The 25,772-nt window shown below is 42.6% G+C and carries 29 protein-coding genes and 2 pseudogenes; 1 reads left to right on the top strand and 30 read right to left on the bottom strand.

From position 1 onward, the window contains the following. The 29 genes and pseudogenes from E4T71_RS10210 to E4T71_RS04190 form a co-directional block, all read right to left on the bottom strand. Positions 1 to 149, bottom strand: a pseudogene (locus E4T71_RS10210) (IS5/IS1182 family transposase); the annotation flags it as partial. 4 nt (positions 150 to 153) lie between these two features. Continuing rightward, positions 154 to 1,548, bottom strand: coding sequence for a 23S rRNA (uracil(1939)-C(5))-methyltransferase RlmD (gene rlmD, locus E4T71_RS04325; RefSeq protein WP_135037342.1), 1,395 nt, complete (start codon positions 1,546 to 1,548; stop codon positions 154 to 156). 43 nt (positions 1,549 to 1,591) lie between these two features. Further along, entirely contained in the window at positions 1,592 to 2,302 is a 711-nt protein-coding gene (deoD, locus tag E4T71_RS04320; RefSeq protein ID WP_135037339.1) for a purine-nucleoside phosphorylase, read from the bottom strand. A gap of 53 nt (positions 2,303 to 2,355) precedes the next feature. Next, positions 2,356 to 3,165, bottom strand: a complete 810-nt coding sequence (locus E4T71_RS04315) for a purine-nucleoside phosphorylase (protein ID WP_135037336.1) — start codon at positions 3,163 to 3,165, stop codon at positions 2,356 to 2,358. Positions 3,166 to 3,178: 13 nt separating this feature from the next. Further along, positions 3,179 to 4,390, bottom strand: coding sequence for a phosphopentomutase (locus E4T71_RS04310; protein WP_135037333.1), 1,212 nt, complete (start codon positions 4,388 to 4,390; stop codon positions 3,179 to 3,181). 10 nt (positions 4,391 to 4,400) lie between these two features. Then, positions 4,401 to 5,075, bottom strand: coding sequence for a ribose-5-phosphate isomerase RpiA (gene rpiA, locus E4T71_RS04305; RefSeq protein WP_135037330.1), 675 nt, complete (start codon positions 5,073 to 5,075; stop codon positions 4,401 to 4,403). Between the two features lie 182 nt (positions 5,076 to 5,257). Beyond that, positions 5,258 to 5,533, bottom strand: a complete 276-nt coding sequence (locus E4T71_RS04300; protein WP_135037327.1) for an HU family DNA-binding protein — start codon at positions 5,531 to 5,533, stop codon at positions 5,258 to 5,260. 113 nt (positions 5,534 to 5,646) lie between these two features. Beyond that, positions 5,647 to 6,480, bottom strand: a complete 834-nt coding sequence (locus E4T71_RS04295) for a DegV family protein (protein ID WP_135037324.1) — start codon at positions 6,478 to 6,480, stop codon at positions 5,647 to 5,649. A 58-nt stretch (positions 6,481 to 6,538) separates the two neighbouring features. Continuing rightward, positions 6,539 to 8,200 carry a DNA repair protein RecN gene (recN, locus tag E4T71_RS04290; RefSeq protein WP_135037321.1) on the bottom strand — a complete coding sequence of 554 codons (1,662 nt, stop codon included), beginning with the start codon at positions 8,198 to 8,200 and terminating at the stop codon, positions 6,539 to 6,541. Positions 8,201 to 8,204: 4 nt separating this feature from the next. After that, entirely contained in the window at positions 8,205 to 8,621 is a 417-nt protein-coding gene (locus E4T71_RS04285; RefSeq protein ID WP_135037318.1) for a hypothetical protein, read from the bottom strand. Beyond that, complete coding sequence (locus E4T71_RS04280) at positions 8,608 to 9,414, bottom strand: TlyA family RNA methyltransferase (RefSeq protein WP_135037315.1); 807 nt, start codon at positions 9,412 to 9,414, stop codon at positions 8,608 to 8,610. Before E4T71_RS04280 ends, E4T71_RS04285 begins: the two co-directional genes overlap by 14 nt. Beyond that, positions 9,404 to 10,270: a polyprenyl synthetase family protein gene (locus tag E4T71_RS04275; RefSeq protein ID WP_135037312.1), complete on the bottom strand. Its 867-nt coding sequence runs from the start codon at positions 10,268 to 10,270 to the stop codon at positions 9,404 to 9,406. The genes E4T71_RS04280 and E4T71_RS04275 overlap by 11 nt, the downstream gene beginning before the upstream one ends. Further along, positions 10,267 to 10,482, bottom strand: coding sequence for an exodeoxyribonuclease VII small subunit (locus E4T71_RS04270; protein WP_135037309.1), 216 nt, complete (start codon positions 10,480 to 10,482; stop codon positions 10,267 to 10,269). Before E4T71_RS04270 ends, E4T71_RS04275 begins: the two co-directional genes overlap by 4 nt. After that, a complete protein-coding gene (gene xseA / locus E4T71_RS04265) occupies positions 10,460 to 11,800 on the bottom strand; it encodes an exodeoxyribonuclease VII large subunit (RefSeq protein ID WP_135037306.1) in 1,341 nt (446 codons plus the stop codon). The genes E4T71_RS04270 and xseA overlap by 23 nt, the downstream gene beginning before the upstream one ends. Before the next feature lie 9 nt (positions 11,801 to 11,809). Beyond that, positions 11,810 to 12,166, bottom strand: a complete 357-nt coding sequence (locus tag E4T71_RS04260) for a Spx/MgsR family RNA polymerase-binding regulatory protein (RefSeq protein ID WP_135037303.1) — start codon at positions 12,164 to 12,166, stop codon at positions 11,810 to 11,812. Next, entirely contained in the window at positions 12,167 to 13,042 is an 876-nt protein-coding gene (gene rsmI, locus E4T71_RS04255) for a 16S rRNA (cytidine(1402)-2'-O)-methyltransferase (protein WP_135037299.1), read from the bottom strand. A gap of 2 nt (positions 13,043 to 13,044) precedes the next feature. Further along, the gene (locus tag E4T71_RS04250) at positions 13,045 to 13,356 is read right to left on the bottom strand and encodes an initiation control protein YabA (RefSeq protein WP_135037296.1); all 312 of its coding nucleotides are present in this window, start codon (positions 13,354 to 13,356) and stop codon (positions 13,045 to 13,047) included. Between the two features lie 22 nt (positions 13,357 to 13,378). Next, positions 13,379 to 14,275, bottom strand: coding sequence for a DNA polymerase III subunit delta' (locus E4T71_RS04245; protein ID WP_135037293.1), 897 nt, complete (start codon positions 14,273 to 14,275; stop codon positions 13,379 to 13,381). After that, positions 14,272 to 14,904, bottom strand: coding sequence for a dTMP kinase (tmk, locus tag E4T71_RS04240; protein ID WP_135037290.1), 633 nt, complete (start codon positions 14,902 to 14,904; stop codon positions 14,272 to 14,274). The genes E4T71_RS04245 and tmk overlap by 4 nt, the downstream gene beginning before the upstream one ends. Before the next feature lie 122 nt (positions 14,905 to 15,026). Continuing rightward, entirely contained in the window at positions 15,027 to 15,683 is a 657-nt protein-coding gene (locus E4T71_RS04235; protein ID WP_135037287.1) for a CBS domain-containing protein, read from the bottom strand. A gap of 22 nt (positions 15,684 to 15,705) precedes the next feature. After that, the gene (locus tag E4T71_RS04230) at positions 15,706 to 16,416 is read right to left on the bottom strand and encodes an ABC transporter ATP-binding protein (RefSeq protein WP_135037285.1); all 711 of its coding nucleotides are present in this window, start codon (positions 16,414 to 16,416) and stop codon (positions 15,706 to 15,708) included. Then, on the bottom strand, positions 16,416 to 17,180 hold the full coding sequence (locus tag E4T71_RS04225) for an ABC transporter ATP-binding protein (RefSeq protein ID WP_135037282.1): 765 nt from the start codon (positions 17,178 to 17,180) through the stop codon (positions 16,416 to 16,418). Before E4T71_RS04225 ends, E4T71_RS04230 begins: the two co-directional genes overlap by 1 nt. Beyond that, the gene (locus E4T71_RS04220) at positions 17,180 to 18,136 is read right to left on the bottom strand and encodes a branched-chain amino acid ABC transporter permease (RefSeq protein WP_135037279.1); all 957 of its coding nucleotides are present in this window, start codon (positions 18,134 to 18,136) and stop codon (positions 17,180 to 17,182) included. The genes E4T71_RS04225 and E4T71_RS04220 overlap by 1 nt, the downstream gene beginning before the upstream one ends. 2 nt (positions 18,137 to 18,138) lie before the next feature. Then, complete coding sequence (locus E4T71_RS04215) at positions 18,139 to 19,008, bottom strand: branched-chain amino acid ABC transporter permease (protein ID WP_135037345.1); 870 nt, start codon at positions 19,006 to 19,008, stop codon at positions 18,139 to 18,141. Positions 19,009 to 19,033: 25 nt separating this feature from the next. Beyond that, positions 19,034 to 20,197, bottom strand: a complete 1,164-nt coding sequence (locus E4T71_RS04210; RefSeq protein ID WP_135037276.1) for an ABC transporter substrate-binding protein — start codon at positions 20,195 to 20,197, stop codon at positions 19,034 to 19,036. A gap of 137 nt (positions 20,198 to 20,334) precedes the next feature. Further along, positions 20,335 to 20,601: a DUF2129 domain-containing protein gene (locus E4T71_RS04205; protein ID WP_135037273.1), complete on the bottom strand. Its 267-nt coding sequence runs from the start codon at positions 20,599 to 20,601 to the stop codon at positions 20,335 to 20,337. Positions 20,602 to 20,805: 204 nt separating this feature from the next. After that, positions 20,806 to 21,402, bottom strand: coding sequence for an ATP-dependent Clp protease proteolytic subunit (locus E4T71_RS04200; RefSeq protein WP_135037270.1), 597 nt, complete (start codon positions 21,400 to 21,402; stop codon positions 20,806 to 20,808). A gap of 72 nt (positions 21,403 to 21,474) precedes the next feature. Next, a complete protein-coding gene (upp, locus tag E4T71_RS04195) occupies positions 21,475 to 22,104 on the bottom strand; it encodes a uracil phosphoribosyltransferase (RefSeq protein WP_135037267.1) in 630 nt (209 codons plus the stop codon). 142 nt (positions 22,105 to 22,246) lie between these two features. Further along, positions 22,247 to 23,872: a polysaccharide biosynthesis protein gene (locus E4T71_RS04190; RefSeq protein ID WP_135037264.1), complete on the bottom strand. Its 1,626-nt coding sequence runs from the start codon at positions 23,870 to 23,872 to the stop codon at positions 22,247 to 22,249. A gap of 134 nt (positions 23,873 to 24,006) precedes the next feature. On the opposite strand from E4T71_RS04190, the gene E4T71_RS04185 reads away from it, so the two are divergent. Next, complete coding sequence (locus tag E4T71_RS04185; protein WP_135037262.1) at positions 24,007 to 25,479, top strand: UDP-N-acetylmuramoyl-L-alanyl-D-glutamate--L-lysine ligase; 1,473 nt, start codon at positions 24,007 to 24,009, stop codon at positions 25,477 to 25,479. A 42-nt stretch (positions 25,480 to 25,521) separates the two neighbouring features. On the opposite strand, the pseudogene E4T71_RS04180 reads toward E4T71_RS04185, so the two are convergent. Then, positions 25,522 to 25,772, bottom strand: a pseudogene (locus E4T71_RS04180) (group II intron reverse transcriptase/maturase); the annotation flags it as partial.

Here is a 25,772-nt window from a genome sequence, read left to right as displayed (position 1 = left end):
CTCATTTTTGGAGTCCGACCACCTTTAGAGTGTTTGGCTTGATAAGCAACTGTCAAGATTTCTAGCATTTTGTCAAAAGTTCTTCTCTCAACACCAACTAGGCGTTTAAAGCGTAAATCGGAAAGTTTTTTACTGGATTCATAATTCATGCTTCTATTTTATCATATCCTTGTTTCGCAGGAAGTCTAATAATAAATCATCTCGTAGAAGCAACACTACACACTCCACATGATGGGTCATCGGAAACAAATCGACTGGTTGAATCTGGGTTAGTTTGTAGCCGAGTTCTTCGTAGTGTTTGATATCACGCGCCATGGTGGCGGAGTTACAGGAGATGTAGACGATGCGGTCGGGTTGGACTTGGGCGCTGCTTTCGATAAAGCTTGGGGTGAGGCCTTTACGGGGTGGATCGACAAAGATGACTGTTGGTTGGATTCCTTGGTCTACCCAGTTTTGCATGGCTGTTTCTGCTTGGTCACAGACATAGGTCACATTGTTGATGTGATTGCGTTGGGCATTCTTTTGGCTATCCTCAACGGCTTTAGGGATGACTTCTACTCCATACACATGCTTCACTTGTTTGGCTAGAGAGAGTCCAATGGTTCCAATGCCGGAATAAGCATCGATAGCGATGTCATCATCCTTGAGTTGAGCCATATCCATAGCAACTTGGTAGAGTTTTTCAGCCATTGGAGTGTTAACTTGGTAGAAGGATTGGGCGGAGATTTCAAATTCATTTCCCAACATCTGATCCACGATGGTTTCTGTGCCATAAAGTAGGCGAAATTCTTTGCCAAGAATAGCATTCGTCTTTTGGTCATTTATATTCTGAAGGATTGACACTAGATTTGGGAATTCCTTGGTCAGTTGGTCAACTAAGACTTCAATCCGAAAGACTTTAGGTCGGGTGGTCACCAAGACCAACATCATTTGACCCGTATAGTGGGCACGACGCACCAAGATATTGCGAATTAAGCCTGTTCCCTCTTTCTCGTCGTAAGGTTTTAAATCTAAGCGTCTCAAAAGATTGCGGGTCGCTACAATCAGTGCATCGATTTCTTTATCTTGAATGTAAAAATCTTCAATAGGAATCAAGTCATGAGAGTTTTTTCTGAAAAAACCGCTTTCTAGTTGTCCTTTGACCCGGCGAACCGGCACGGCAGCCTTATTTCGGTAGGTCAGTGGAGAATCTGCTGCAAGTGTTGGTGCAACAGCTACACTCTCTAAACCTGCTATTTTCTTTAGATTTTGCTTCACTTGGGTTTGCTTGAACAACAACTGCTGGTCATAATTCAGATGGGCCAAATCTGCAATCCCCGTCCGAAGATAGGTGAGGTTGGTTTCCTGGTTGCGATGAGGTGAAAGTTTTAGCCACTCTTCCGCTTTTCCATAACCTATTTTTTTGTTAACCTTGAGAACTCGCATACGAATTACTTCTCCTGGAAGGGCGTTGTCTACAAAAAAGACACGACCGTCTACCTTGGCAATCCCCTGTCCTTCATGACTGAGATCTACAATTTCTACTTCTACAAGTTGATTTTTTTCCAATTTTTTCTCCTATTAAGAAAGTGGAGCCCAAGGCTCCACTTTCTTATTCAGCAATCAAAGTTTCCAATCCAACCTTCATCATATCGGTAAAGGTGTTTTGGCGTTCTTCTGCGGTCGTATCTTCTTCAGGGTTTACAAGGCTATCTGAAATTGTCATAATTCCCAAAGCCTCAACATTGTGTTGTGCAGCCAAGTAATAAAGAGCTGCGGCTTCCATTTCAACAGCTTTGACCCCAAGTTTTCCGAGTTCAAGGTTTTCCTTGAAAAACTTGGAATAAAAGACATCCGAGGATAGGACGCTGCCAACGTGTGTGGTCAAGCCCATATCCTTAGCGATATGGTAAGCCTTATCCAACAGGTTGAAACTAGCAATTTGTGGGAAGTCATACATCGGCCAGTCGTTCCGAATAATATTGGAATTCGTTGCGGCTGCTTGAGCTAGAACCAACTCACGCACATGCACAGCTCCAGATAGGGAGCCTGCGGTACCCACACGAATCAATTTTTTAACTCCGTAATCAACAATTAATTCACGCGCATAGATTGAAATGGAAGGCATTCCCATCCCTGTCCCCATCACACTAACACGGTGACCTTTATAAGTTCCAGTATACCCAAACATATTGCGAACTTGGTTAAAGAGAACTGCGTCTTCTAAAAAGTTCTCTGCAATAAATTTAGCTCGCAATGGATCTCCAGGTAACAAAATTTTATCAGCAATTTCGCCTGCTTTAGCTTCAATATGAATCGACATAAGTTCTCCTTAAAAAGAGAGCGAGCTAGCTCGCCCCCGAATTCTTTTCTCTCTTACAACTCCGCTAGAGTCGCTTTTACAAAAGATTTGAAATTTTCTTTGATCCGCTCGGTCACTTCTACCACTTCCTCATGATTGAGTTCAGCCTGGAATCCTGCAGCGAAATTAGTAATCGCTGAAATTCCCAAGACCTTCATACCGGAATGCGCAGCCACAATCACTTCTGGAACAGTCGACATGCCGACAGCACTCGCCCCCATCGTTTTATAAGCTCGAATTTCAGCCGGTGTTTCATAAGTAGGACCAGTAACTCCAAGATAGACTCCTTCTTGAAGTTCCAGATTCAAGTCCGCTGCCACCTTCCGAGCTTGAGCACGGTAAGCGGCAGTGTAAGCATCTGACATATCTGGGAAGCGTGGACCGAACTCTTCTAAGTTCTCCCCAATCAAGGGATTTTGGCCTGTCATATTAATGTGATCTGAAATCAGCATCAAAGAACCTGGTCCGAATTCAATTCCACCCGCAGCATTGGTTACAATGATACCTGTAGCACCAAGAGCCTTCATCACACGAACTGGGAAAGTCACCACTTCCATTGGATTTCCTTCATAAAAGTGGAAACGTCCTTGCAGGGCTAAAACTTTACGGCCTGCCAAGTCCCCGTAGACTAGCTTGCCTGCGTGTCCGACAACTGTGGACTGACCCCAGTTTGGAATTTCTGCATAGTCAACAACAATGGCATTCTCTACTTCTTCTGCCAATTCACCCAAACCTGAACCCAGAATCAACCCAAATTCAGGGGCTGAGATTCCCTTGTCCTGTAGAAAAGCAGCTGTCTCTTTAATCTTATCCATCAATGTCATTCTATGACTCTCCTTATTTTAATTGATCCAAAAAACTAGATCCAATCATGGATGGCTTCACGCCAAAGTTATCTGCAATAGTTGCGGCTACGTCCGCAAAATGACCAACTTCAATATGACCGCTATCTTCTAGGCTCTTACTAAAGAGCAAGAGAGGAACATATTCACGGGTATGGTCAGTTCCCACAAAGGTCGGATCATTCCCATGGTCTGCGGTAATCATGAGAAGATCCTTGTCTCCCATGTTAGCAATAATTTCAGGAATACGCGCATCAAACTCTTGCAAGGAATCGCGATAACCTTCTGGATCACGGCGATGACCAAAGAGGGCATCAAAGTCTACCAAGTTCGTGAAGGATAGTCCTTTTGTAAATTCAGGATTCTTCAATGTCTCAACCAACTGATCAACCCCATGCTCATTGGATTGATTGTGACCAACATCATTAGAAATTCCGGAACCATTAAAAATATCATTGATTTTTCCAACTGCATATGTTGGAACTCCAGCTTCTTTCAAGTTGTCCAATACGGTTGGAGAAAATGGAGAAACAGCATAGTCATGGCGATTGGCTGTCCGAGTAAAATGACCTGGTTCCCCCACATAAGGACGGGCAATAATCCGTCCCAAGAGCGTTGGGCGCTCAAGAGTGATGGAACGCGCATATTCACAGATTCGGTAGAGTTCTTCCAATGGAATGATGTCTTCATGCGCTGCAATCTGTAAAACAGGATCCGCAGATGTATAGACAATCAACTCACCCGTTTCCATCTGACGTGGCCCGAAGTCATCAATCACAGCTGTACCTGAATAAGGCTTATTGGCTTCACGAATAATCTTACGACCCGAAAATTCTTCAATTTTTTGGAGCAAATCCTCAGGGAAACCATCCCAGAAAGTATCAAAAGGTTCTGTAATGTGTAACCCCATCAATTCCCAATGACCGGTCATGGTATCTTTTCCTAGAGATTGCTCTTCTAGTTTCGTCACATAACCTGTTGGCTTCTCAGTCGCAGCTACTGTCTTCAAAGGCTCTGGACGTTGGATATTTCCCAAGCCCATTTCTTCCATATGGGGAACCTGTAAACCAACTGTTTCCGAAATATGACCTAACGTATCAGACCCAGTATCTGGTTCTCCTGCATTAAAGAAGTTCGCTGCATCAGGTGCTTCCCCGATTCCAACTGAATCCATGACAACAACGTGAATACGCTCAAATTTTGACATCTTACTACTCCTATTTCGCTGTCAATTCCTGTATGCCATCTTGGCCCGCCACAATCACACGCTCAACCATCTGATTAAAGAGACCGTGCTCTACAACACCAACCAGTTGATCCAATTCCTGAGCTAAGGCTAGAGGATCTGCAATCTGACCTAACTGCAAATCAATAATATAATTTTCCATATCCGTTCGATAATACTGATCGCCATCCATACGAAATTGCGGTTTATAGCCTGCTTGCTCAAAACGACGGAAAACTTGTTGGGCACCATAACGCACCACCTCAACCGGAAGGGGAAAAGCTCCTAAGTGCTGAACCAATTTAGATTCATCCACTACCCAGATATATTCCTTCGTCGGAAGCGCCACAACCTTCTCCATCAAAAGAGCACCGCCGCCTCCTTTGATTCCATTTAAAGCTGGATCAACTTCATCTGCACCATCAACTGTCACATCAACTTGCTCCACCTCATCAATCGATTTGAGGGGAATTCCCAAGCTTTTGGCCTGTTCAGCAGTCCGGTGAGAAGTCGTCACTCCCACAATTTCCAGACCCTCTTCTTGAACACGACGTCCCAATTCTTGGACAAAATAATAGGCTGTTGACCCAGTTCCCAAACCAACGACCATACCGCTTTGCACATAGCTAGCCGCGTAAATACCTGCTTGCTCCTTTAATGTTTCCATGGCAACTCCTAACACTTAAACTAGTGCTATTATACCAAAATTTTACTTGCTTTGGTAAGGTTAGTAGGTGAAATTAGAAATCGCTTCCACCTTCAAAGAAAATTTTAATTTTCAGAAAATCTACAATAGTTCTAATCAAAAAATCCACCGTATGCTTATTACGGTGGACTTTCCTTGCATTATTATTTAACAGCGTCCTTAAGAGCTTTACCAGCTTTGAATGCTGGAACTTTTGAAGCTGCGATTGTAATCTCTTTACCAGTTTGTGGGTTGCGACCTTTACGGGCAGCACGCTCACGAACTTCAAAGTTACCAAAACCAATCAATTGAACTTTTTCACCTTTTGAAAGGTAATCTGTTACAGCTGCAAATACTGCATCAACCGCAACTGCAGCATCTTTCTTAGTCAATTCTGTTGCTTCAGCAACCTTAGCAATCAAATCTTGTTTGTTAGCCATTCGTAAGAATCCTCCATTAATTTTCTAACAGTACATATCATAACTCAAAATAATTAGAAAAGCAAGTAAAAAAAGTCCCTCTCTGCCTTTTATTCCGTAAATTTGAGCCTCGTTTAAAGGTAGTGAATCAGGATAGCCCAAGCATCTTCACCTGTATGGGTTTGGATAATGGAACCTGTCTCTAAGACCGAAATAGGAGCTTCAAGGAAAGGCTGTAATTGAGCTTTCATTTCTTGGGCAAAATCAGATTTACCCGCATAGGAAATACCAATTTCAGCAATCTCCCGTCCTTCTAGTCCCTCTTTCAATTCATTCAACCATTTTTTGAAAGTCTTTGCACCTCGTCCTTTCACAATTGGACGGAGCTCATGATTCACCATTTCCATAACAACACGAATATTGAGAAGAGAAGAAATTAATCCAGATACACGTCCAATCCGGCCTCCCTTAACAAGATTCTCCAAGGTGGAAACTCCAATATACAGTTCTGTGTTTTCTCGAACACGATCGACTTCTTTCAGAATTTCATCTAGTGTGGCACCTTCTTGAGCCATTCGGGCAGCTGCTACAACCTGAAATTTCTGAGCTTGATCCGTAAAGGATGAGTCTACAACATGAACCTTCGCCCCCGATAAACTTACCCCCTGCCTAGCAGCCTCTACCGTCCCAGAGAGAGCATGTGACATATGGATTGAGACAATCTGGTCATAGTCTTTGGCCAATTTTCCATAAACATCCGCAAAAACTCCAACCGGCGGCTGACTAGTCTTCGGCAAATTCTTGCTAGATTTCATGAGGTTCAAGAATTCACCTTCTTTTAAATCTGCATCTGAATACAAAATTCCATCAACCATAACCGACAGAGGAATCACTTCAATTCCATATTTTTGGACTAATTCATCTTCAATGGTGACAGATGAATCTGTCACTACAGCAATTTTTGTCATATTTACCTACTTCTTAACAGTCATTTTGTCCTATTATAACAGATTTCACACCCAAACCTCAATGTTTTTGTAAGAGTTCCCGAGCCTGATTAATGGCCGATTCTGTTAACTCTTCACCCGCCAACATTCGAGCAATCTCTTGAACCCGTTCCTCCTGCTCTAATAAACGAACACGGGATACAGTTGACACCTCATCTGAGATTTTTTCAATAAAAAATTGATAATCGGCTATAGCGATGACTTGTGGCAAGTGCGAGATAGCAAGAACTTGCCCATTTTGACCAATCTTATGAATCTTCTGGGCAATGGCTTGGGCAACACGACCAGAGACTCCTGTATCGACTTCATCGAAAACAATACTGGTCTTACCCTCTTTTCGAGAAAAGGCAGATTTAATAGCCAACATCAGTCGTGATAGCTCGCCTCCACTGGCTACCTTAACAAGAGGCTTGAAATCCTCGCCTGGGTTCGTTGAAATGTAGAATTCAATCTGCTCATTCCCATCTCGGCTAAATTTCCCCTTACTGAAATGAACTTGAAAGCGAGCCTTGTCCATGTATAAATCTTGAAGTTCTATTTGAATCTCTTCCTCTAGCTGCTGAGCTAATCGGTGTCGAGCTTGACTAAGTTCTTGGGCTAAGCTGACCAAAACCTTTTCTTCTTCTTTTAATTTTTTTGTTAAATCCTCAGAAGAAATCTGATTTCCCGTCAGCAGCTGGTATTCTTGAGAAATTTTCTCAAAATACTGTAAAACTTCTTGAACGCTTCCCCCGTACTTCCGACTAATCGAATAAATCACATCTAATCGGCTTTCAATATGGAGAAGCCGGTTCGCATCAAAATCTAGTGAAGATAGGTGGTCCTCCAAACGTCGCGTCGCATCTTCCAAAGCATAATAGGCTTCAGCAACCTGCTCTGCCATTTCCTTATAAAGAGAATGGTAATCTTCTAGACTCTCCAAATCTCCTAAGGCTGAACGAATTTTAGATAAAGAAGATTGCTCCTCATCATCCAAAAGATGAAAAGCAGAAGTCAGAGTATCGGCAATCAACTTATGATTCAGCAGCTGTTCTCTTTCCTGTTGAAGACTCTCATCTTCTCCAGATTTTAAGGCAGCCCCTTCGATCTCTGCTAATTGAAACTCCAACATTTCAATTCGAGCACTATGTTCAGCTTCCTGATTCTGCTGTTTGACTAATTGCTTTCGCAAACTCCGGTAACGTTCAAAACTATGGGCGTAATCAGCCTTCAGTTTCCGGAAAGCCTCATCTCCAAATTCATCTAATAGGCGGCCATGCCATTGCGCACGCATGAGCTCTTCTTGGTCATGCTGACCATGAATATCTACCAAGTGCTGACCAACCGCTCTCAAGACAGACAGATTAACCATTTGCCCATTAATCCGACTGACACTACGGCCATTCTGAAAAATTTCTCGACGGATAATGAGGTCATCGCCAACTTCAATTCCTTGATCTTCCAAAATTTCTTGGAGTAGTTCTGGTTTCTCCAAGGAAAAAAGACCTTGAATCTCAGCTTTGGGCATACCATGCCGGATCACTTCCGTTGTAGCTCTGCTTCCTAACATCATATTCATGGCATCAATAATAATCGATTTACCAGCCCCCGTCTCACCTGTTAAGACCGTCATCCCTTTATCAAAATTTAAGGTAATTTCTTCAATGATGGCAAAATTTTTAATCGAGATTTCTAATAACATAGGATTACCACTTTTCTAAGGCATTTTGGAGACGACTTGGGTCGATTCCCTTTTTTAGAATGAGTAAGACAGTATCATCATCTGACAAAATCGAGAAGAGTTCATGGGAAAAGCGATTCCAGATTTCCTTTTTTAGCAACAGAGCCTGACCTGGAATAACCCGAAGAGAAATCATCCCTTCCTGTCGGGCGACTTCTAAAATAGGAGATTTTTTTCCCGTCGGTTGAAATTGATAGGAAGCATCTTCTCCCTTAACAACCCCCATCTCTCTTAAATCCCGTGAAACAGTTGCTTGTGTCGCAACAATCCCTTTTGACTCCAAGTAATCGGTGATTTGTTTCTGACCACGAATAGACTGGCTTTGGATCAATTCTCGAATAAGAGTCTGTCTCTGCCCCTTATCAGCGTTAGAATGTCTCATGGGCCTTCCTCACTATCTCCTTTATTTGTTCAAGCGGAAGAGCTTGTCCTCCATCCAGTTTTAAGTAGAGCAAAAATTCAATATTTCCCTGTCCACCAGTAATAGGTGAAAAGTCTAGGCCATGACTCCCAAAGCCCAAACCTTGGGCCATATTCATGGTCTTGATCAAGACCTCTTCATGAACCCGAGCATCCTTAACAATCCCTTTTTTCCCAATAGCTTCCCGACCTGCCTCAAACTGCGGCTTGACTAGGGCTACAACTTGACCCTGATCTTCTAAAATCGCTGCTAAACTTGGCAAAATCAAACTTAGGGAAATAAAACTGACATCAATCGAGGCAAAACTTGGCTGGGGTTGAAAATCTTCAGGATTGGCGTAACGGAAATTGTATTGCTCTCGGCTAATGACACGCGGATCCTGTCGTAATTTCCATGCCAATTGGTTGGTTCCCACATCAACCGCGTACACTTGTTGGGCATCCGCCTGTAGCATAACATCCGTAAAACCTCCTGTAGAGGCTCCAATATCAAGGGTCATCCGACCCGCTAAATCAATGGCAAATACTTCTAAAGCCTTGGCTAATTTCAAACCACCACGACTCACATAAGGCAGGGTCTCTCCCTTCACTTTTAAAGGTGTATCGTCTGAAATCTTTTCCCCTGGTTTATCATAGCGATGGCCAGTCAATTCATGTATAACTAGACCTGCCATAACACCCCTTTTAGCTTGTTCCCTGGTTTCAAATAGGCCTTGATGAAAGGCCAACACATCTACTCTTTCTTTAGCTACCAATGGCTAATCCTTCTATCCTTTCTTTCAAAACAAACCCTTGGAACCCTTTCGCTTCCAAGGCTGTCAGCTGGCTTCGGATGTCATCAAGAAGTCTGGCCAAAATTTTCTTAGATTCCTCCAGACCAAAAATAGCTGGATAAGTGGCTTTTTGTGCCTTCTCATCTTTATTGGGTGTTTTTCCCAGCTCTTGGAAACTGGCCGTAACATCTAAAATATCATCACGCACTTGAAAGGCCAAGCCTAGATTTTTTCCCAGTGATTCCAAAATGACTGTGCTCTCCGCATCTAAATTTAGTAGCACACTGGCAGCCAAAAATGGAAAATACAGTAGACGTCCTGTCTTATTTTGATGAATCCGTTGCAATTCTTCAATCGCTAGGGTCTTACCCTCTGAGTGCATATCTAAACTTTGCCCCCCTACCATTCCAAAGGTACCAGAGGCTAGTGATAAAGCTTTGGTCAGTTCTACCAGTTGAGCAGCAGGCAACTCTGCTTGTGCTAACATCGCAAAGGCATCTAGGAACAAACTATCTCCCGCTAAAATAGCTGGAGCTTCCCCGAACTTTTTATGATTCGTCAAGTGCCCCCGACGGTAATCGTCATCATCCATTGCTGGAAGGTCGTCGTGAATAAGACTCCCCGTATGAATCATTTCCAGAGCAGCCGCAACCTTCAGGTGCTCTCGTGTGACCGTAAGACCAAAGCCCTCCAACAAATCTAACAAAAGCAAGGGGCGAATTCGCTTGCCACCTGCTTGAATAGAATAAAGAATCCCCTCTACCAATTGAGGATCTGGACTGGTAGGCCGATAAAAATCTTGGAGAACTTCTTCCAAAACTTGTAACTGTTTGTTCATGCTTCCATTTCCGTTTCTTGACCATTAGCGCCCATAATGGTCACCATAGTTTTTTCAGCCTCTTGCAAGGTCTTTTGAAGTTCCTGACTCAATGTCATCCCCAGTTGAAATTCTTTTAAAGCTTCTTCAAGGGGAACTTCTCCTTGCTCCAGGCGTTTGACCAGGAGCTCCAACTCCTGCATTTTTTCTTCAAATGTCTGTGTTTTGGACATGCTTTACCTCTACTTCTAAATGACCATCCTGAAGTTCAATGGTCAGGGAATCACCACTTTGAACCTGCTTGCTATGCGATACAATTGCATCGTCTTTTTTTACCAGGGCATACCCTCGTTGGAGAATTTGCCTTAATTCCAGTTGGGATAGAGCATCACTCGCTACTTGATAACGCTGTTGTGCTTTGCTTAAATAATCCCTCATCACTCGTTGTAAATCTTTCTCCAAGCGTGACAGTTGATCCCTGTTTCTTTCCAGTCTTGGAGTTGGATTCTGACGAATCAGTGACTGGTAAAGAAGCTGACTCTGATGTTGCTTCCGTTGAAGCTCTTTCTCCACAACTTGCTTGAGTTGAAGATCCAGTTGATCCAATTTTTGTACATAAGAATCATAAAGCCTCTCTGGTTGTCTAAAAATAATAGATTTAGCCAGAACTTCCAAACGGTCTCGCTTGGCTTTCAATTGTTGATCCACCAATTGTTTAAGTCTTAATTGACTACGTTCGAGAGCTAAAAAATAATCCGCCTTGGTGTAGGGCGTTGCTAACTCTGCAGCAGCCGTCGGAGTCGCTGCCCGTTGATCTGCTACAAAATCAGCTAAAGTCATATCTGTCTCATGACCAACACTAGAAATAACAGGCAAACGAGATTCAAAAATAGCCCGAACCACAATCTCCTCATTAAAAGCCCATAGATCCTCCATGGAGCCTCCGCCACGACCAACAATTAAAACATCTAAATCTTCATCGAGATTTGCCCGCTGAATTTGTGCGGCAATTTCAGAAGCTGCTCCCTCCCCCTGAACCTTGGCTGGATAGAGTCGAATACTTAAACCTGGAAAACGACGATTCACCGTCGTAATAATATCTTGGATGACTGCCCCACTCTGACTAGTAACAACTCCAATCTTCCGATTGAAATGAGGTAGAGCTTGCTTATGCTCGGCTTTAAAGAAACCTGCTGCTGTTAATTCTTTTTTCAATTGCTCAAATCGAAGAGCTAATTCGCCTACGCCAGCTGGCTCTGCCCGTTCAATCAAAATCGAATAGGAACCGTTGGGAGCGTATAATTGTACCCGCCCCACAACATTGATCTGTTGCCCTTCCTCCAGGGTAAATGGCAATTTTTGGTAAACTCCAGACCACATCGTCGCTTGGATAACTGCCTGATCATCCTTGAGGGAAAAATATTGATGGTTAGGGCGTGCTCGAAAATTGGAAACTTGCCCGGTCAAAAAAACACGCTCCAGATAAGGATCCTTGTCAAATTTACGCTTTAGGTACTTGGTCAGGGTCCCCACAGAAAGATAATCTGTCATAATCTAATCCTAGAGTTTTAAATCTGCATAAGGAGTCCGATAACCAATTTGAAGAAGTGTCCCATCTCTTACTAATAGAGGGCGCTTGATCAGCATTCCATCCGTCGCCAACAGTTGCGCAGCCTCTGCCACAGTCATGGTAGGCACCTTATCTTTTAAACCTAGTTCCCGGTATTTGATACCACTCGTATTGAAAAATGCCTTCACAGGCCAGTCTCCCTCTTCCATCCAACTTTCCAGTTGACTAGGACTAGGTGCTTCTTGTGTCAAGTCTATGAAACGCATGTCAATTCCCAAGGATTTCAATTCTTTTTCAGCTGCCTTACTCGTTGTGCAACGGGGGTGACCGTAATAATCAATATTCATTTATTGTTCTTCCTTTTCTTCTTGATGATAAGCACGGTAGAGCTCTTTTGCTTTAAAACCTGTATCTTTCGCCAATTCTTGGCTAGCTGTTTTTAGGCGTTGGCCTTGAGCAACTCTTTGTTTCAAGAGCTCTAAAACCTCTTCCATATTCTGAGCTGGTTGGTCTTGTTCTTGATAGCCCGCCACAATTAACAAACACTCTCCTTTTACAGGATCAGTGGTCAATGAATCTAGAACTTCTTGAACTCTCCCCCTGCGAAACTCTTCGTAAATCTTCGTTAATTCACGAATCAAGACAATCTCTCGATTACCATAAACCGTTAAAATTTGTTCTAAAGTAGCAGATAAACGATAGGGTGATTCATAAAAAATTTGGGTTTCCGGATACTGACATTTGGATTCCAAAAAGCTCTTCTGTTGACTAGCTTTGCGAGGCAAAAATCCATAAAAAATATGAGGTTGAGGTACAAGTCCGCTTGCAATCAAACCGGTAATACCTGCAGATGGACCTGGAATGGGGACAACGGTATAGCCTTGCTCGATAACTGCCTTAACCAAGTCCTGTCCAGGATCTGAAATACTTGGAAGTCCTGCATCTGAAACCTGTGCTAGGTCTTGTCCCTGAGCGAGTAACTCCAACAGTTCTGGGATTCGACTTTGAGCATTGTGTTCATGGAAAGAAATCAAGCGTTTCTGAATCTCAAAATGCTTCAATAAAGCCCCTGTTACTCGCGTATCCTCTGCAGCAATCGCAGCAACCGATTCTAAAATTTTTAGCGCTCGAAAAGAAATATCCTCCATATTTCCGATCGGAGTTCCCACCAAATAGAGAGTTCCAAACTCTGATACTTCTTTAAAACTTCTTTGAATATGCACAGCTAACCTCTATTCAATAATTCATCACAAAAGACGCATTCACCTTCTCGTTGTTGTCCATAAGAATAAGTGCAGACATGGAAACCATCTAAATAAATGCGATTCAAACCTTCTCGTTGGTTAGGAGTCTTAACAGGAGTTTCCGTCTCCATCTGACTCAATCGTTCCCGAAGTTTTTCATTTTCTAAACGGAGGAGGGTATTTTCCTCGATGGCTTCCCTTACTGCAAGCTTCATAGATTCTAAGTCATTAAGGGTTCGAATCAAGTGATTGCTGAAGTTATCAAGGGTGACTAAAATATCTTTTTTTTCCAAAAGGCTCCTCCTTCATTTCAATTTACAAATTCTTTAAAAGAAATCGTTCCAAGCTCATTAAAAGAGGAACATTTGCTTGCCAGGTTGTTCGTGCTTCCATCAAATCTTTTAAAAGAATCCAACGTTTTCCTACCTCCACTTTCTGGCCTAGCTGAATTTCTAGTATATCCAAGAATAAACTTTGCTTATCGCGATCGTCTGCTTGCGCAACTAAAGCTGCCAAAGCCGGAAAAGCTTTCACATTCCCTTTAAGGAACAGCTGCAACCAAGCTGCAAGCTGGACTTCCATTTCCAACATCCAGCCTTGACCTACTGTGTCTAGCATTCTAACATTTCCTTGAAGCAAGGTGTTTAAAAACTGGGCTTGCGTTTTCAAAAGTCCCTGAGATTCAAATTCTGCCACTAGAACTTGACCAAGATCCGGAAAATACACATACTGACTTCGGCTTTGGATAGTGGGCAGAATTTTTTCTGAAGCTTTCGTGAGGAAAAAGAAATGTTGCTGACCTGTTGGCTCCTCCATAGACTTCAGTAAAGCATTGGCACCATTAACATGCATCATATCGGCATCTTGAAAAATAAAAACCTGATGCGTGCTCTCCAAGCCCGACTGAGAAGCCTGCTCCAGCAGACTTTTAATCTGGTCTGTACGAATCACTCGATTAGCAGGGCTCACTACATGTAAATCAGGAAATGCTTGCGCTGCAACCAATTTACAAGAGCGACAGTGTCCACAAGGAAGTCCATCTATCCTCTTCTCACAATAAATAGACTGAGTCAAATACAAGGCCATATCAAAAGTTTCTTTGCCACCTGCAAACAAATAGGCATGGCTGAGCTTATTGGCTTGAATAATTTTCTGAAAACGATGCAATAAATTCGCTTGAGATTCTTGCAAACCTTGGTATAGAGAACTCATATGCCGAATTTCTCATGTATACAGGTCAAAGCTTGTTCCAAAACTGTCGGAAAATCCTGACTGGCATCAACCTTCACAAAACGATTTGGTTCTTCCTCCAGTAAGTGAAGATAACCCTCTCGTACACGCTCATGCCAAGACAATCCTTCCTGATCCAGTCGATCGACATCATTCGAACGGGTTGCCTGAATACGAGCCAAACCTTCCGCAGCTGGTAAATCTAGTAATAAGGTTAGATCTGGTTTCTTCCCATCTGTTGCAAACTGATTTAACCAGTGAATAGCTTCCAAATCCAAACCTCGTCCATAACCTTGGTAAGCAACAGAAGAGTCAACAAAGCGATCCATCAAGACAAGAGCACCACGCTCTAGGGCTGGCAAAACCTTTTCAACCAGATGCTGCCGACGACTAGCAATATACAATAACAGCTCTGTTTTTTCTTCCATCTCAGCATGCTCAGGGTTCAATAAAATTTGCCGAATTTGTTCCGCTATCCGAGCACCACCTGGTTCCCTGGTAGCCACTACTTCTCGACCTTGCTCTGAATAATAGCTGGCCAATTCTTGAATTAAGGTTGACTTTCCAGAGCCATCTGGTCCTTCAATAGACACTAAAAATCCTTGTTTCATTGTTCCCCCTTTTCTTAGTAACTATTATACCTGTTTTCGTGAGATTTGACACTAACAAAGTAAAAACTCCTAGGAGCATAAGCCACAAGGACCTATCGCTTCTCTAGGAGTTTTCTTATATTTTAGAAGGCCTTTGCCTGAGTTTCATGAATATAATCCACTTGAAGGCCTTGCTTTTCAAGTTCTTCTCGTAGTTGGTCGTGGTCTGTCTGTCCCTCCAATTGCAACTCAATAGTTACAGAACCATCTGAATTTGGAATATTCACGACATTATCGATATTTAAATTCCGTTCCACAACTGCATGAACAGCACGTTCCAAAACACCAACTTGGTTGGTTGTCTGTACTCGTATACGAGTACCTGGTGCACCATATCCAGTTACCTCTAGAAAGGCTTTAAAAATATCACGGTCAGTAATGACCCCTCGGAGCTCTTCCCCCTTCATAACTGGAAGAATCCCGACCTTGTGTTTAAACATCAAATAGACCGCATCTTCTAAGCTGGCATCTTCATCCAAGGTAAAGACATCACGCACCATCACATCTTTAACTTTTGTCTTATTGAGAAGATAATTCATTTCATAAATGGACAGAGTCGTCGCCTTAGACGGTGTAGCTTCCGCAATTGTACCCTCTGTTACCAATCCGACCAATTTACCATTATCCATAACTGGCAGGCGGTGGAGATTTTGTTCCCGCATCAAGTCCGCCGCATGGGCAATGGATGTATCTGGATCAATAAAGACCACTCGTTTTGTCATAAATTCTTTAACAGCCATGTTTTTTCCTTTCTCTCAATCATTAACCACCAAGGTAGGCCTTACGGACTTCTTCTGAAGTTAGAAGTTCTTGACCTGTACCAGATAATACTATTTTACCATTTTCCAAAACATAACCTCGATTTGAAATGGCAAGCGCCTTATTGGCATTTTGCTCAATTAAAAGAACGGTTGTGCCTTGAGCTTGGATGTCTTTAATGATTTCAAAGATTTCATTAATGAAAATTGGAGCCAATCCCATGGATGGTTCATCTAAAAGTAGAAGTTTAGGAGTTGACATCAGAGCCCGCCCCATGGCCAACATCTGTTGCTCTCCTCCAGAAAGGGTTGCAGCATCCTGACCTTTACGTTCTTCCAAACGTGGGAAACGCTCAAAAATTTTCTTGAGATTTCGAGCATTTTCTTCTCGATTTTTCTTCAGAAAGGCTCCCATTTCAAGGTTTTCCATAACACTTAGACCTGGGAAAACATGACGGCCTTCTGGTACTTGAGACAAACCAGAAGCTACAATATTTTGTGCAGGCTGCTTTTGAATTTCCTGACCTTGAAATAGAATCCGTCCTTGGCTTGGACGTACCAAACCTGAAATGGTTCGAAGGATACTGGTTTTACCAGCACCATTGGCTCCAATCAAGGATACAACTTCCCCCTCTGCCACTTCAAAGCTGACATCATGGACCGCTTCGATCATTCCATAATGAATGGATAGATTTTCAACTTGTAACATTGACATTAGGCTTCTCCTCCCAAGTAAGCTTCAATAACACGCTTGTTGGTGCGAATTTCTTCAGGTGTTCCATGAGCAATCAAGCGGCCATATTCCAAAACATAGATTCGTTCCGTTACTTCCATAACCAAACTCATATCGTGCTCAATCAACATCACTGTAATATTAAACTCTTCTTTAATTCTACGAATCAAAGCCGTCAATTCAGCTGTTTCTTGAGGGTTCATCCCTGCAGCTGGCTCATCCAAGAAGAGGATTTTAGGCTCGGTCGCCAAAGCTCGGACAATTTCCAAGAGTCGTTGCTGCCCGTAAGCCAAATTTTTAGCCAAGGTATCTGCATATTCTTCCAAAGAGAATATTTTCAAGAGATCCATAGCTTTTTCTTTGTACTCTTCTTCCTTTTTATAGTATAGAGGAAGGCGGAAGAGACTGGCAAAGACATGTGGGTTTTGGTGATTACCAAAAGCGATAAGAACGTTATCAAGGACCGTCAAATCTTTGAATAGACGGATATTCTGGAAGGTACGACCAAGACCGAGACCCGCAATCGTGTAAGTCTCTTTACCATTGAGCTCATTTCCATCTAAAGTAATAGTTCCTTCACTCGGCTCGTAGACACCGGTCAAAAGATTGAAAAGAGTGGATTTACCGGCTCCATTTGGACCAATCAGACCTACCAATTCTCCCTTGTCCAACTCCAAGGTTACATCCCCAACAGCCGTTAAACCGCCGAAATGTTTTGTTAAGTGTTTAACTTCTAATAATGCCATTAGGACTTAACCTCCTTTTTTGATTTTGACAAAAGATCCTTCAAACTAAATTCCCAAGTTCCCAACAAACCACCTGGACGGAAAATCATAACCAAGATAAGGGCTAGTGAGTAAACAATCATCCGAATACTTGCAACGTCTTGAAGCAACATATTGAGGATACCTAAAACAACTGCTGCTACAATCGTTCCAGTCATAGAACCCAAACCACCAAATACAACAATGATCAAAATATTGATGGAATTCGTGAAAGCAAAGTCTTTAGGGACAACCGACCCAACAAATCCCGCATGAAGTGAGCCTGCGATACTTGCAGTAATCGCTCCAAAAACAAAGGCCATTACCTTAATTTTAGTTGTATTGATTCCAACAGATTCCGCCGCAATCTCATCCTCACGAACCGCAAGAGTTTGGCGACCAATCGGACTTCTCAAATAGTTCAAGGTCACAATCGTTGTCAATGCAGCCAAGATGTAAACCATTTGCCAAGTAGTAAAGGCAGGAATTCCCAAAAGCCCCGCTGCACCGTTGGTCACCTCACCACCATTGACAATCATAATACGGATAATTTCAGCAACTCCAAGCGTAGCAATCGCTAGATAATCCCCTTTCAAACGAAGGGTTGGAATTCCAACTAAAAGAGCCACAAGCCCCGCAACAATCATTCCCCCTAGGACCGAAACAAGGAAACCGCCGTAGGTTGGCAATTGTTTACCAATAATAGCTGTTGCATAAGCTCCAATGGCCATAAAACCAGCGTGTCCCAAAGAGAACTGGCCCGAGAAACCAACAATTAGGTTAAGCCCTACAGCCAAAATAATATTAATTCCAATTTGCTGTAAGATCATTTGATAGTAGAGATTGAGAACATTCATTTCTACTAAAAGTGTAAGCAAGGCATAGCCGGCAACTAGCAGCCCTGCCCAAATCAAGTTTTCCTTTAGATTTTTTTGCATGACTATACCTTCTCCTTCACATTTTTACCAAGAATACCACTTGGACGAACTAGGAGAATCAGAATCAATACTCCATACACAATCGCATCACGGAAATCAGAGAATCCAAGTGCTGTTGCCGCAGTTTCAAGAACCCCGATAACAAATCCACCTAAAGCTGCACCAGGAATAATTCCAATTCCTCCTAAAACAGCCGCAACGAACGATTTAAGACCAGGTGTCATCCCCATCAAAGGCTCCAAGGAGTTATAGTAAAGAGCGATGAGGACACCCGCTGCCCCTGCAAGTGCAGATCCAAGTGCAAAGGTGAAGCTAATGGTGCGATTTACGTTAATCCCCATCAATTGAGCCGCATCACTATCCACGGAAACAGCCCTCATGGCTTTCCCCATCTTGGTTTTCTTAACAATCAGTTGAAGCACCACCATCAAGAGGATAGAAACTCCTAAAATCAATAATTGAATATTCGTAATAGAAACAGGTCCTAATTCATAACGAATAGTGTCAATAACCTGTGGAAAAGGACGTGGATTCGCGCCAAAAAAGAAAACCATTCCGTATTCCAAGAGGAAGGATACCCCAATTGCAGTAATCAAGGCTGCAATCCGAGTCGATTGACGAAGAGGACGATAAGCTAAAAATTCAATTAAAACCCCTAAAGCTGCCGTCCCAGCCATGGCCAACAAAAGAGCCACGAAAAAATTCAAGTGTAGGTTATTAATGAGGAAATACCCCATAAAGGCCCCCATCATATAAACATCACCGTGGGCAAAGTTGATCAAGCGAATAATCCCATATACCATGGTGTAACCCAAGGCAAGAAGAGCATAAATACTTCCCAAAATCAGCCCGTTCAATAATTGCTGTAGTATCATTCTAAATAATCTCCTAAACGACTTAGTCTGGTTGAACCGACACCGCTTCTTCAACCTTACCATTCTGCATGGTCATCATAAAGGCTGATTTTGTCGTATTGTGGTCGGCGTCAAAACTAGTTTTACCAGTTACTCCTTCGTAATCCTTCACTTTTGTGAGGTTATCACGAATTTGAATCGAGTTTTCTGCTCCTTCCATAGCCTTAGCCATCATCTTCATTGAATCATAAGCTAGAGCTGAAAAAGTACTTGGTTCCTCATTAAAACGCTTTTTATAAGCTTTTTTAAAGGACTCTGCTTCTTCATTGGTTTTAACAGTTGAAGAAAAGCCAGACACAAAGTAAATGTCATTTGCTTTTTCCGCAGTTGCCTGTTGAACAAACTCTTCTGAATTCAAACCATCTCCGCCAACAACAGGCTGGTTCAGTCCCATCCCACGCATCTGGTTGACGATCTTACCGGCCTCCGTGTAGTAACCTGGAAGAACCATTGCATCAAAGTCTTGCCCCTTCATTTTCGTCAGAGCTGCTTGGAAATCAGTATCCCCTGCAATGAAGGTTTCCTCAATCACAATATCTCCCTTGTAAGCTCCCTTAAAGGATTTTGCGATTCCTTTTGCGTAATCACTTGAGTTATCTGTAAACAAGGCAACTTTTTTAGCATTTAAATTATCTGCAACATACTTGGCGATGATCCGACCTTGGTAACTATCTTGGAATGTCCCAACAAACAAGAAATCCTGTCCAGCTGTCAAACCATCCTGGGTAGCACTTGGTGAAATCACGGGCACACCTGCAATTGTTGCTTTCGGAATTGCAGCTGCTGTTGCACCAGACGTCGCCGGTCCGACAATCGCATTCACTTGCTGCTGAATAGCCAAGTTCGTGGATACAGATGCTGCTTCTTGAGTTTCAGATTTATTATCTTTAGAAATAACCTCAATTTGCTTCCCATCAATACCACCGGCCTGATTGATTTCCTCAACAGCCAACAGGGCACCTTTTTGTTCAACGGATCCATATGCCGCTACGGAACCGGTATTTTCAAAGTTAAAACCGACTTTAATGGTTTCTCCAATTTCTGTCCCTTTGGCTTTGGAACCGTCTGCAACCGGTATCTGGGTACAGGCTGCCAAAAATGTCATAGAGGCCATCAGGATTGTGGCCACTAATGTTTTACGTTTCATAAAACCACTCCTCTTTTTTTATAGAGTCTAATATATAGAATTGTCAGAAAATTGTCAATACAAGTTTGAGATTTTTTCATTATTTTTTGCAGGAAAATTTTCAATATATTTTCTTTCGAAAATAAAAAAGCGGAAAATCAATCTCCGCTTTCTAAACCTGCTAAATCGATACCTTGGTAAGTAAGTGGTAAATCTACCAAATGACTGGTTTTAACCTCTCTAACAAAAGATTCATGTTCCAACTGCGCCCGAATATCCCCTGCCTGATCCGCTTGGACAAACAGTTGAACATACCGCATCCGTCGCGAATGGTAGGTAATATCCCCATAAGGAAACAACTTCCGCCGATCCCGGTTGTAATAAAGATAAACATATAATGCCCGGCGTTGAACTCTTGTTTCCATAACCACTCCTTACCCTTTCTTAGGAACATTCTACCATAAGAACCCTGTAAAAACCAGTCCAGTAACAAGAAAGAGACTGGAGCCAATGCTCCAGCCTCAAAATCATAAGTGGTCATTCTTATCTGAGCTTATTATCGATGGAAGGCAGAAAGATTCACTCACTCTCAACGTCAGTGAACTCTTTCCCGCTTACATCTCTTATTATTAAGCCTGTGGTAATTGATTATTGGCCATGATTTCATCAATAAAACCATATTCAAGTGTTTCTTCTGCACTCATCCAATAATCACGTTCCGCATCTTTGTGAATTTGCTCCACTGGTTTACCAGAATTATCTGCCAAGATTTTTTCTAAGGTATAGCGAGTTTTAAGCAAGTGTTCAGCAGCAATCGCCATATCTGTTTGTTGCGTACCGCCACCAGTACCTCCCATTGGTTGGTGAATCATGTATTCCGCATGTGGTAGCATAAAGCGTTTGCCCTTAGCACCACTGGAAGCAATAATAGTTCCCATGCTAGCTGCCATCCCCATGACAATGGTCTGAACATCTGCTTTAATAAAGTTCATGGTATCAACGATAGCCAGACCAGCAGAAACAGATCCACCTGGTGTATTCACATAAAGGTAAATATCCTTCGTTGAATCTTGTGCATCCAGGAACAGCAATTGGGCGATAACAGAGTTAGCCATATTATCTTCAACTGGACCCGTTAGCATAATAATCCGATCCTTCAAAAGACGTGAGTAAATATCATAAGAACGCTCACCACGACTCGTTTGTTCAATAACTACAGGAATCATTCTGTATTCTCCTTCTTTACTAGAATGAACTCATTATACCCAAATGGTCAGTAAAGGTCAACTTTTAGCCTCTTATTTCGTACCAAAGAGCCGATCTCCCGCATCTCCAAGACCAGGAACAATATAACCGTGTTCATTCAGACGTTCATCCAAAGCTGCAGTAAAGATTGGAACTTCAGGATGTGCTTCTTCAAGAGCAGCAACCCCTTCAGGTGCAGCAACCAAGCAGACAAAGGTAATATTACTTGCTCCACGTTTTTTCAAAGAATCAATAGCCAAGATAGCTGATCCACCTGTCGCTAACATCGGATCTACCACAAAAATCCGCCTTTGATCAATATCTTCTGGAAGTTTTACCAAGTATTCCACTGGTTGCAAGGTCTCTTCATCCCGGTACATTCCAATGTGCCCAACCTTGGCCGCCGGAACCAAACTCAAAAGTCCATCTACCATGCCGATACCTGCCCGTAAAATCGGTACAATAGCCAACTTTTTCCCTGCCAATTGCTTCTGAACCGTCTTGGTAATCGGTGTCTCGATTTCGACATCCTCAAGCGGAAGATCACGGAGAACTTCATACCCCATCAACATTGCAATTTCATCAACCAACTCACGGAAAGCTTTTGTAGAAGTATCCGTCCGGCGAAGAATGGACAACTTGTGCTGAATCAACGGATGTGCAATGACTTGAACTTTAGACATGCTTGGTTCCTCTTTTCTTAATTTTTTCCATTATATCACAGACCTTCTTGAAAAGCTTTTCAAAGCAAATAAAATTATTAAAAAAGAAGGGAATAAGCAGACGAACTCTTTCAGTTGAAATAGAGTTCATCTGCTCCCCTTCTTATGATATTCGTAATAATCTGCGTAAACGATTCGCTTGGGGACCCATGACCCGATCCAAATGATTGGTCTTTAAAGCCATCCAGGCATAGACATAGACTGAAATCCCACCAACAACTGCTAAATGAACCAAACTTCCTAGACGACTGTCGACCCCAATCACAAGCGAAAGGAGAAACTGACTTAAACTCGTGACCATGGCCATTATCACAGTCATAAGACTAATGAGGACTACTCTCTTCATCAGTCGTTTATGATTGAGACGGGTAACCTCATGGATTTTACGGTACATCAGAATGCAAGGTAAAATCAAGGCAAATCCTGTGGACAAAAGGGGACCATAGGAAGCAAACATCCAGATAAAAGGGATTTGTAACAGTAATTTGACACCAAGACCATATAGGAAATAAAGCATAGCCAAACGATTCTCATAAAGAGCTTGAATCATTGGCGCCAAAACCGTATACAGTCCCAATAGCAGTGTGAAAGACATTGCCCATACGAACAATTCGAGAGACTGCCCTTGAGGCTGACCGTAGAAAAAGGTGTATAGCGCACGCCCCATCAAAAGAGAACCTAGAGTTGCTGGAATGAGAAAAGTCAGTAGTAAACTAAGGTTATCAATCACCAACTTAGCAGCAGCACCTAGATCTTTTTTCACAAAATTCTCTGTCAAAAGCGGTATCCCAACTCCTCCTACTGAAGATGCCACCGCAATCAAAATCATACTCACCTTATTCGGATTCGCTGAAAAATAAGAAAAGAGAACCAGTAAGTCTGTCTTCGAGGTATTGGCAAACCATCGTGACACATTGATAAAGGTATTTTGGTCAATAATTTGAAAAAGCTGAATGGCCGATCCTGTAATAATAAAGGGAATGGCTTCTTTCAGCGTTTCAATTACCAGTTGGCTCCCTCCTTCTAACTCTTGGCTAGAAGCAGCCAAAATAGGACGAAGCAGCCCTTCTTGATTTAAAGCAAAAATCAATAATGCCACAGAGGCAATCATCCCAACAAAGGCTGCAAAGGTAGACTGGGTAACCGCCGCAATATAGTCTTGATTCCCTAACTGCATGATCAGGAAGGTGGCAACCAACATCCAAATCACCCTGGCAACCTGCTCTGCAATCTGGCTCATGGCATAAGGACGCATATTGTTATAGCCCTGGAAGACCCCCCGTATAATACTCATAGCAGGGAAAATCAGCACCGCCCAGGCTAGAATCTGCATGACTGGCGTTAACTCCGAACCAACCCCAGAGCCTGATGCAAACAAGGGAGCTGCTAAATACATCACTACTGCAAAAGCCACCCCAAGAATCAACATCAATTTTAAAAAACGATGAATCAGAGCGAAAGATTTCTCCTCCTGCCCCATTGTATTGTATTTGGCTATCTGCTTGGAAATAGCTACTGGTAAGCCTGCAGTTGAAATCAAAAGAAACCAAGCATAGATATTGTACCCCATCGTAAAGAGGCCATTGGCCTCGGCCGCGTGACTCCCCATCCACCCGTACCACGGAATAATATAGAGAGCACCAAGCAAGCGACTAATGAGGTTACTAGCAGTCATCCAGGCTGCTCCCTTCAGCATCAACTCTTGCTGCCGCGATTGTTGGTCATTCATTCTAATCCCCTTTAAAAATGTTCGAAAATTCTAGTACCATTATAGCACGAAGGTGCTATCCCTCCAAGATTTTAGCAAAAAAAGCCAATGGCATTTGACTTGTAAAAGCTTCACAGAAGGGTTACAATAAGGCTATGATGAAACTTGAAACCGCATTACAAATCCTCAAAGAGGATCATAATTTCCGTGCTATTATCAACCAAGATAAGTACCACTACCAGGGAGAAGACTGGACTTTTCAGCAACTAAGCTACGATAGTCGTAAAACTTCTGAACAAACCCTTTTCTTTGCAAAAGGCCAGCAGTTCAAAGCAGAGTACTTAGAATCAGCCATTCAGCAAGGCCTACGCTACTATGTCAGTGAAGTAGACTATCAAGTCTCTATCCCTGTGATTCTCGTCAACGACATCAAACAAGCCATGAGCCTGATTGCCATGGAATTTTACCAAAATCCTCAGAACAAATTGAAACTATTAGCCTTTACAGGAACCAAGGGCAAAACAACAGCTGCTTATTTTGCTTTCAATATTCTTCAAGAGGAATGGAAGCCAGCCATGCTTTCAACCATGAATTCAACGCTAGACGGTCACAATTTCTTTAAATCGCAATTAACGACTCCAGAAAGCCTAGACCTCTTCGCCATGATGGCTCAAGCTGTCGAACAAGGACGAACACACTTCATCATGGAAGTTTCAAGCCAGGCTTATCTGGTGAAACGAGTCTACGGTCTCACTTTTGATGTCGGTGTCTTCTTAAATATCAGTCCCGATCACATAGGTCCCATTGAACATCCCAGCTATGAGGACTATTTCTACCACAAACGTCAGTTGTTAGCCAATAGCCGGTTCCTAATTTTAAACCAGCAAATGGATCATATTGACTTTCTTCTCGATTCCATCGCAGATTTTCCTCATACTACCTATGGTCTGGGAAGTCCAAATACTATTCAAAATGCTTCAGCCTTCAATTTCCAAGTTACCGGAGAGCTGGCAGACGAATACGACATTCAATTAATTGGCGATTTTAATCAAGAGAATGCCTTGGCAGCAGCCCTAGCCTGCCATCAACTCGGAGCAAGTCCTACTGCCATTAAAGCTGGTATTGCCAACACAAAGGTAGACGGACGCATGGAAGTTCTTCCCCATCCTTCTGGAGCAAAAATTTTTATCGACTATGCTCACAATGGTGATAGTCTAAAGAAACTAATCGATACAGTGGCCCACTATCAAAAAGGAAAACTCGCCTTGATTCTAGGTGCAACTGGTAATAAAGGAGAAAGTCGTCGCAAAGACTTCGGAATCCTCCTTAACGATTATCCCGACCTAGACGTCGTTCTAACTGCGGATGACCCGAACTATGAAGATCCCAAAGCTATTTCCCAAGAAATTGCTTCCTATATCCACAGAACAGTAACCATTATCCCAGACAGAGAAGCTGCTATCCAATACCTTTTAGAAAAAAACTATAGCAACAAAGATGCCATTATCATCGCTGGTAAAGGTGCGGATGCCTTCCAAATTATCCAAGGAGAAAAAATCCCGTATCCCGGGGACCAACAGGTCGTCACAAATCTTCTACAGAAAAATCGAGTAGGGACTAATGGATAGTCCCTCTCACACCACCGTGCGTGCCGTTCGGCACACGGCGGTTCAATTAACTTTTAACGCATGTCGTTTTAAGTAGTAATCAAGACAGCTGACCAGTCCTCGTTTGTCGAGGACTGGTTTTGATATTGCTCTCTTTAATACTGACTTTTGTGCTACTAGTTGGTAGTGGTCACCCCAACCTGACACCTTATCTGCTATCCACCTAGGAACTCCGAGTTTCAGTAAGCCCCAAAGGCGACGTGACTTCTTTTTCCACTGTTTCCAGATGATTACTCGCATTCTCGTTCGAAGTC

Origin of the sequence: Streptococcus sp. WM07, from assembly GCF_004570525.1 — a bacterium.
In the GTDB taxonomy this organism is placed as follows: domain Bacteria; phylum Bacillota; class Bacilli; order Lactobacillales; family Streptococcaceae; genus Streptococcus.
The sequence above is the reverse complement of the archived record's forward strand: the minus strand, read 5'-3'. Positions and strand labels throughout refer to the sequence as shown.

What these genes read in the sequence shown, in the direction of transcription:
- E4T71_RS04315 (WP_135037336.1), bottom strand. Translation starts at nt 3,165, where the DNA reads ATGACATTGATGGATAAGATTAAAGAGACAGCTGCTTTTCTACAGGAC.
- E4T71_RS04205 (WP_135037273.1), bottom strand. Translation starts at nt 20,601, where the DNA reads ATGGAAACAAGAGTTCAACGCCGGGCATTATATGTTTATCTTTATTAC.
- E4T71_RS04235 (WP_135037287.1), bottom strand. Translation starts at nt 15,683, where the DNA reads ATGGCTGTTAAAGAATTTATGACAAAACGAGTGGTCTTTATTGATCCA.
- E4T71_RS04225 (WP_135037282.1), bottom strand. Translation starts at nt 17,180, where the DNA reads ATGGCATTATTAGAAGTTAAACACTTAACAAAACATTTCGGCGGTTTA.
- upp (WP_135037267.1), bottom strand. Translation starts at nt 22,104, where the DNA reads ATGTCTAAAGTTCAAGTCATTGCACATCCGTTGATTCAGCACAAGTTG.
- E4T71_RS04310 (WP_135037333.1), bottom strand. Translation starts at nt 4,390, where the DNA reads ATGTCAAAATTTGAGCGTATTCACGTTGTTGTCATGGATTCAGTTGGA.
- E4T71_RS04275 (WP_135037312.1), bottom strand. Translation starts at nt 10,270, where the DNA reads ATGAACAAACAGTTACAAGTTTTGGAAGAAGTTCTCCAAGATTTTTAT.
- E4T71_RS04185 (WP_135037262.1), top strand. Translation starts at nt 24,007, where the DNA reads ATGATGAAACTTGAAACCGCATTACAAATCCTCAAAGAGGATCATAAT.
- deoD (WP_135037339.1), bottom strand. Translation starts at nt 2,302, where the DNA reads ATGTCGATTCATATTGAAGCTAAAGCAGGCGAAATTGCTGATAAAATT.
- E4T71_RS04245 (WP_135037293.1), bottom strand. Translation starts at nt 14,275, where the DNA reads ATGAGTTCTCTATACCAAGGTTTGCAAGAATCTCAAGCGAATTTATTG.
- E4T71_RS04260 (WP_135037303.1), bottom strand. Translation starts at nt 12,166, where the DNA reads ATGAATATTGATTATTACGGTCACCCCCGTTGCACAACGAGTAAGGCA.
- xseA (WP_135037306.1), bottom strand. Translation starts at nt 11,800, where the DNA reads ATGACAGATTATCTTTCTGTGGGGACCCTGACCAAGTACCTAAAGCGT.
- E4T71_RS04200 (WP_135037270.1), bottom strand. Translation starts at nt 21,402, where the DNA reads ATGATTCCTGTAGTTATTGAACAAACGAGTCGTGGTGAGCGTTCTTAT.
- rpiA (WP_135037330.1), bottom strand. Translation starts at nt 5,075, where the DNA reads ATGGAAACATTAAAGGAGCAAGCAGGTATTTACGCGGCTAGCTATGTG.
- E4T71_RS04285 (WP_135037318.1), bottom strand. Translation starts at nt 8,621, where the DNA reads ATGAGACATTCTAACGCTGATAAGGGGCAGAGACAGACTCTTATTCGA.
- E4T71_RS04230 (WP_135037285.1), bottom strand. Translation starts at nt 16,416, where the DNA reads ATGTCAATGTTACAAGTTGAAAATCTATCCATTCATTATGGAATGATC.
- E4T71_RS04190 (WP_135037264.1), bottom strand. Translation starts at nt 23,872, where the DNA reads ATGAATGACCAACAATCGCGGCAGCAAGAGTTGATGCTGAAGGGAGCA.
- E4T71_RS04270 (WP_135037309.1), bottom strand. Translation starts at nt 10,482, where the DNA reads ATGTCCAAAACACAGACATTTGAAGAAAAAATGCAGGAGTTGGAGCTC.
- E4T71_RS04220 (WP_135037279.1), bottom strand. Translation starts at nt 18,136, where the DNA reads ATGCAAAAAAATCTAAAGGAAAACTTGATTTGGGCAGGGCTGCTAGTT.
- tmk (WP_135037290.1), bottom strand. Translation starts at nt 14,904, where the DNA reads ATGAAACAAGGATTTTTAGTGTCTATTGAAGGACCAGATGGCTCTGGA.
- E4T71_RS04210 (WP_135037276.1), bottom strand. Translation starts at nt 20,197, where the DNA reads ATGAAACGTAAAACATTAGTGGCCACAATCCTGATGGCCTCTATGACA.
- recN (WP_135037321.1), bottom strand. Translation starts at nt 8,200, where the DNA reads ATGTTATTAGAAATCTCGATTAAAAATTTTGCCATCATTGAAGAAATT.
- E4T71_RS04300 (WP_135037327.1), bottom strand. Translation starts at nt 5,533, where the DNA reads ATGGCTAACAAACAAGATTTGATTGCTAAGGTTGCTGAAGCAACAGAA.
- E4T71_RS04295 (WP_135037324.1), bottom strand. Translation starts at nt 6,480, where the DNA reads ATGACAAAAATTGCTGTAGTGACAGATTCATCTGTCACCATTGAAGAT.